This window comes from Palleronia rufa (genome assembly GCF_000743715.1).
GTDB lineage: Bacteria > Pseudomonadota > Alphaproteobacteria > Rhodobacterales > Rhodobacteraceae > Palleronia > Palleronia rufa.
Genome location: NZ_JQEY01000032.1, coordinates 1 through 5,751 on the forward strand (window position 1 = coordinate 1; position 5,751 = coordinate 5,751).

General features: G+C 60.0%; 4 protein-coding genes and 4 pseudogenes. 3 read left to right on the plus strand and 5 right to left on the minus strand.

Going from position 1 to position 5,751, the window contains the following annotated elements:
* Together KW83_RS21660 and KW83_RS18860 are read left to right on the plus strand one after the other, a co-directional pair.
* Nucleotides 1-478, plus strand: a pseudogene (locus KW83_RS21660) (integrase core domain-containing protein); the annotation flags it as partial.
* A gap of 135 nt (nucleotides 479-613) precedes the next feature.
* Nucleotides 614-1,180: pseudogene (locus KW83_RS18860) on the plus strand (class I SAM-dependent methyltransferase); the annotation flags it as partial.
* 60 nt (nucleotides 1,181-1,240) lie between these two features.
* Here the strand turns inward: KW83_RS18860 and KW83_RS19440 are convergent.
* The 5 genes and pseudogenes from KW83_RS19440 to KW83_RS20305 all read right to left on the minus strand — a co-directional run.
* Nucleotides 1,241-2,065, minus strand: coding sequence for a class I SAM-dependent methyltransferase (locus tag KW83_RS19440; protein ID WP_051928677.1), 825 nt, complete (start codon nucleotides 2,063-2,065; stop codon nucleotides 1,241-1,243).
* Between the two features lie 41 nt (nucleotides 2,066-2,106).
* The gene (locus tag KW83_RS18870) at nucleotides 2,107-2,877 is read right to left on the minus strand and encodes an isocitrate lyase/PEP mutase family protein (RefSeq protein WP_036182187.1); all 771 of its coding nucleotides are present in this window, start codon (nucleotides 2,875-2,877) and stop codon (nucleotides 2,107-2,109) included.
* Entirely contained in the window at nucleotides 2,874-3,947 is a 1,074-nt protein-coding gene (locus KW83_RS18875; RefSeq protein ID WP_036182190.1) for a bifunctional transcriptional activator/DNA repair enzyme AdaA, read from the minus strand. Before KW83_RS18875 ends, KW83_RS18870 begins: the two co-directional genes overlap by 4 nt.
* Nucleotides 3,948-4,050: 103 nt before the next feature.
* Complete coding sequence (locus KW83_RS20300) at nucleotides 4,051-4,662, minus strand: VOC family protein (protein ID WP_081904725.1); 612 nt, start codon at nucleotides 4,660-4,662, stop codon at nucleotides 4,051-4,053.
* Nucleotides 4,663-4,710: 48 nt separating this feature from the next.
* A pseudogene (locus tag KW83_RS20305) lies at nucleotides 4,711-5,166 on the minus strand (LysE family translocator); the annotation flags it as partial.
* Nucleotides 5,167-5,265: 99 nt separating this feature from the next.
* On the opposite strand from KW83_RS20305, the pseudogene KW83_RS18880 reads away from it, so the two are divergent.
* A pseudogene (locus tag KW83_RS18880) lies at nucleotides 5,266-5,751 on the plus strand (IS481 family transposase); the annotation flags it as partial.

Consider the following 5,751-nt stretch of genomic DNA (forward strand, 5'->3'; position numbering starts at 1 on the left):
GACCCGATGGGTCTTCGTCCGCATCTACCCAGCGAAGACGGCCGCCAACGCGCGCCGCTTCCTGCGTGACCTGGAGCGCGCCGCGCCGATGAAGATCACACGTGTTCTCACCGACAACGGCAAGGAGTTCACCGACCGGCTGTTCGGCCTGCGCAAGCGCGCGGCCCCGGGCAACCACGAGTTCGACCGCCTCTGTGCCGACCTCGGGATCGAGCATCGCCTCGCACCACCGATGCGGCCGCAAACCAACGGCATGGTGGAGCGCTTCAACGGGCGGATCGAGGACGTCCTGCAGAGTCATCGCTTCCGATCAGGCGAGGACCTTGAGCAGACGATCCTGCGCTATGTCCGCCTCTACAACGGCCAGCTCCCGCAATCCGTCCTGAAGGGCAGAACGCCTATCGACGCCCTCAAGGACTGGCATCGCCAAAAGCCAAGGCTCTTCAAAAAGCGGCCATACAATCAAGCGGGATCTGACAACTACGCCGAATTGCGCAGAGCAGATTCTAGAATTTTCCAGTCGATCCATAATGCGCTTGGCGACGGCAGAACTGTTCTAAACGTCGGTGCGGGCGCCGGCTCCTATGAACCGATTGATCGAGACGTCACGGCCCTCGAACCGTCGTCCGAGATGATCGCGCAAAGACTTCCATCCAAGACAAAAGTCGTTCAAGGCAGAGCTGAAAATTTGCCATTTGATGACAATAGTTTCGACGCCGTCATGGCCGTGTTGACGGTCCATCACTGGAACGACAAGGAAAACGGCATGGCTGAGATGCGCCGCGTGTCTCGTGGCCCTATCGTGATACTCACGTATGATCCCGCCTTCCGTGACTTCTGGCTTCTCGACTACTTCCCGGAACTTGCCGCAGCAGATGAAGGTCTGATGCCTCCATTGAACAATTACAGCGACTGGCTTGGCCGCGTGAACATATCACCGGTTCCAATCCCGCACGATTGTTCAGACGGGTTCCTTGCTGCCTACTGGCGACGCCCCGAAGCATATCTTGATGCTCGCGTCCGCGCGGCAATATCTTCATTCTGGAAGCTGGGCGACACCGCACCAGGTTTACAACGTCTCAAGACAGACCTCGAAAGCGGCAACTGGCGAAGGAAATATGGAGAGCTTCTTGATCTCGATGAGCTCGACTGTGGGTACAGGCTGGTCGTCGCATTTTGATGTTGCGGTCACTCTCATGATCGCGTTGGTTCAGCAGCCAAAGATCTAGGTCACGCCCGTTTATGGGTCCGGTTTGCTTGCGACAACAAGTGCGTGCCCGCAGGTAGCTACCACTGCCTCGTTTAACGAAAGCTTGTCGGCTTGTTTTTGCATGACCTTCGCAAGATCAGGGTCGTTGTGGGCAACTTCCAGATACGCCCTCTCTCTTCCGTAAAGAATGCTCCGGACAGAAATGGTCTTGTCGACCTGAAATCCTGAAGCGCGGAAGAGATCACCGGCTTCTAGTGGTGTCATGTAACACCCGGACTGAAAGCCTTCGGCAGAGGGATTCTCAAATATGCCGTCGGTTGCCGCGTCGGTGAACGCAGAGACATTGACCTGCTCCGGCGATCTGGCCGCTCGATCTATCAGATCCCCAACGCCGCTCAGCCTCGGAATGAACGCGGCCAGAATGACACCTCCCGGACGCAAGACGCGAAAACACTCGCGCGCAGCCTCCTTTCGGTCTTCACTCCTCGTCAGGTGATAAAACGGTCCAAGGGCAAGGACGCAGTCGAAAGTGGCGTCGGCGAAGGCCGAGAGATCGGTCGCATCGCCAGCAACCGCCCGCGGCGTTGTGCTGGCGTGCGGACTGGCGGCAATCCGGGCATTGGCCTCTTCGACAAGGCGTGGCGACAGATCGACAAGTTGGCACCGATGCCCTCGCTCCGCCATGGCGAGTGTGTAGCGCCCGGGACCACCACCCAGATCCAGCATATCGCATGCCGCCGGAACGGAGCGATCAATGATCCGCAGCGTCCGGTCCAGTTCGACGATGCCGGCGGGCGTCTCCAGTCGTGCCCACTCGTCGAAGCTATCGTAGTATTGGAGTATGGGGGTCGTCATTGCATCTCTATCGCATCCGGTCGGTCACAGGCTGCGGCGCATCACGAGGCAAGAGCCTCGGACTGCGCAGCAACCAGGTCTTTCATGGCCATGATGTAAGGTCCGGGCCCGTAGCTGGCACGTGCCACGCCGAGCGATGCGACCTTGGACACCGATGACAATGCCCCCATCATCATGACATTGACCGGGAGCGTCGACGCCTCGCAGATGCGCGAGATCAGCGTCGGGTCGGTCAGCCCGGGGATGAAATAGCCGTCCGCGCCCGCCTCGGCATAGCTGTTCTGTCGCGCGATCGCTTCTTCGATCAGAAGCGCGTGTTCAGCGCCCGCTTCGTTTTTCAGAAACAGGTCCGTCCTCGCGTTGATAAAGAACGGGAGGCCAGCATCGTCTGCTGCCTTCCGTACGGCGCGCAGGCGCGCGACCTGGTCTTCCACAGCATGTAGCCCCGTCCTGCCAACGATCTGGTCTTCGAAGTTCAAGCCGATTGCGCCGCAATCGATCAGGCGTCCGACATTCGCGGCGATATCGTCGGGCGATTGTGCATAGCCGCCTTCGAAATCTACAGTAACCGGACAATCCACAGAAGCGGTGATCCTTTCGACAAGCTTCAGAACCAGATCGAGCGGGATCGCCTCGCCGTCCTCGAAGCCGTGCGCTGCGGCCATGGACCAGCTGCCGGTAGCCACCGCCGGTGCGCCAGCGTCGACCAATGCTTTCGCACCGCCTGCGTCCCAGATGTTGTAAAGAACAAGCGGGTTGCCCGGAATGTGCAGGGCGCGGAACGCTTCCGCTCTCTTTGTCTGGTTCGTCATTGCAAGAGTTCCTTCTGTTCATGTTTGTAGCGCGTTTCGATCTCCAGAAGCCGCTGCTTGCGCCATAGCGCGCCCCCGTAACCCGTCAGGCTTCCATCTGCGCCAATCACCCGGTGGCACGGGATCATGAGCGCGATCTGATTGGCGCCGTTGGCCCGCGCGACTGCGCGCGTCGCGGCGGGCTTGCCGATCGCGATGGCGATGTCGCGATAGCTGCGCGTTTGACCTGCGGGAATGTCGCGCAAGGCATCCCAGACGATTTTCGAGAAGGCCGTTCCCGGCGGAGCCACCGGTGTTTCGAAACGACTCGATGTGCCCGCAAAGAAGGCGTCAAGCTCTGCCGCCGCCTGTTCCGTCGCGGCCGTCTTGCCCAGACCGATCGAATTCCGGCCGTGCATCGCCAGCTTTTTGAGCTCGTTCGGCAGCGCCTTGCGGTCCACGAATTCGAGAAGATGCAGATGAGACGTGCTGGACACCGCGACCATGTCGCCAAGCGGTGTGGGGATCCAGGACGCGAGCAGAGTTCCCTCTGTTCCGAGGTCTTTTGGTCGACACCCCAGCTGCTGGGCGAAAGCGGCCCGGAAGGCACTGGGCGAGTCGAACCCCGCCTCCAGTTGCGCCTCGATGACCTTGCCACCATCGGCAAGCGCCTCGAACCCGTCGCGCAGGCGGCGCTGACGCGCCATCTCGAGGAATGTCATACCGAACTGTCGTTTGAAACTGCGCCGCACCGTGGAAAGGTCGTAACCCAGCCGCGCGATGTCCCGTTCGGACCATCTGACCTCAGGCTTTTCGTCCAGAAGCATCAGAAGCTCACCGACAACGGGATCGGCGGCAGCGGCTGCTTGCATGGGATGGCACCGTTTGCATGGCCGAAAGCCCATTTCGATACATTCCCCGATGGTGGCAACGAAGGTGCAATTCTCGGATTTCGGCTTGCGGGCCGGGCAGGTCAACCGGCAGAAAATCCCGGTTGTTCCGACGCAGACGAAGGCTCGTCCGTCATACCCCTCGTCGCGGTCCAGAAGGGCGCGGTAAAGCGTGTCGTGATCTGGCAGATCGAAAAGCATGTCGTATCCCAAGGGCAGGTGCGGTTGTCCCCGATACCTACGCGCCAAACAGCGTTTGGTCCGTCGAAAATCGGGCGTGTATTTCACTTCTTTTCCGACGACCTCAGATCGGTGAAAGGAAACCGGTGCACTGGTTCGAACGTCCATCCGGCGTGACGAACACAAGCCGAAACCCCGGTTGTCCTTTCACAAGTTCGATCCTTTCACACCATTGAAGGAGAGATGCGGCTTCTTGCGGGTTCGGGAGGCTGATTTCGCAGAGTGCAAGTGTCCCAAATCGTGGCCTCTGCCGCTCACCGGGCAAACCGTCTGTCCGATCTATCGGCGGCACGCCACCCGGAGTTTGAAAAACGAAAGGCAAAGAACGATTCAGGCTTGCCTGCGCAACCGGGATCGCCACCCCGGCAGGCAGGAACGGCGCCGAATACGCGTCACACGCAACGGGCGCCGCACCGCGCCACGACACGCCGATTGGTGACCCATCACCGCGCCCACGATCCCCCAGACCGATGCGTTCGCTTTCCGCGCTGATCTTTGACCCGTCAAACCAGAGAAATTCGACAAACATGTCGTCGAGACAGGCGCAGATGTTCGTTGTGCCCTGCCCCGGATGCTGACGGGAATAATTGGTGACCAGACCAGCCGTCTGCATCAGACGTTCGGCGGTGCTTCGGTCCGCGACCAGAAGAAATATGTGATCGAGTTCAGTTTTCATAGTCTTCTGCCCTGGCCTAAAGCTGAATTGAACACATCGGATGGTTCGTCACAGTGATTGGCGGAGCAGCAAAAGGCGGACCGCAAGCAGGGTCAGGGCCACACCTGTCAGCCCTTGGATCGCCTGCCAAAGTCGTGGGCGTCTGAGCCAGCGCACGAATTGCGATAATGTCAGCACTACAAAGCCATACCACGCAAGGGCGATGGCCGCGTGGACCAATGCCAGCACGAGTGCCTGAGACCAGAGCGGTGCACCGCCGACCACCAGGAATTGTGGAAACGCTGCAAGATAGAACAATGCCGGCTTTGGGTTGAGGATATTGGTCAGGAATCCCTCGGCGAAGCGCATCAGATGGCGAGGCGCAAGACCTTCGGTTGCCGGGTCAAGTTCTGGAGTCGAAATCGTTCTCGGACCCGCGATGGCAGACCGCAAAGCTTTCAGCCCGAGCCAGAAAAGATACCCCGCGCCTGCGATCTTCAGAACTGTGAARGCTGTAGCAGAAGTCGCTAGGTGTTCAGTCCCGGACGATCACATAGACTCTCGCCGGTCTGCGCTCTTCATGGCAAGGTCGTTTCTGCGTGAGGTTCGGGATGGGGGACGATCATGCTGATCTCTCTTCACAAGCAGGCGACGACGACACCCAGGATCAGAGCTGCGATGCAGGCGAGCGATGAGCCGGCGTGGATGGTTGCGGAGCGCTACAGCATCTCCGAACAGACGGTCTGGAAGTGGCGCAAGCGGGATGGCGTTCACGACCACAGCCACACCGCGCACAGGCTGCAGACGACGCTGACCCCTGCCCAGGAGGCGGTTGCCGTAGCGTTGCGGAAGGCTCTGCTGTTGCCGCTCGACGACCTGCTGTCCGTCGTTCGCGAGTTCCTGAACCCGAACGTCTCGCGCTCCGGGCTGGATCGCTGTTTGCGGCGACATGGGGTGAGCAAGCTCCGCGACCTCACACCAAAGGCGCCGAAGCCTGCGCACAAGCCTTTCAGGGCCTATGAGCCCGGCTATCTGCATGTCGACGTGAAATACCTGCCGCAGATGCCGGACGCACAGCGGCGACCCTACCTCTTCCTGGCGATTGACCGT

Bases quoted from the DNA above. Each gene is read 5' to 3' on its own strand.
- KW83_RS18870 (WP_036182187.1), bottom strand. From the start codon at position 2,877: ATGACGAACCAGACAAAGAGAGCGGAAGCGTTCCGCGCCCTGCACATT.
- KW83_RS20300 (WP_081904725.1), bottom strand. From the start codon at position 4,662: ATGAAAACTGAACTCGATCACATATTTCTTCTGGTCGCGGACCGAAGC.
- KW83_RS19440 (WP_051928677.1), bottom strand. From the start codon at position 2,065: ATGACGACCCCCATACTCCAATACTACGATAGCTTCGACGAGTGGGCA.
- KW83_RS18875 (WP_036182190.1), bottom strand. From the start codon at position 3,947: ATGCTTTTCGATCTGCCAGATCACGACACGCTTTACCGCGCCCTTCTG.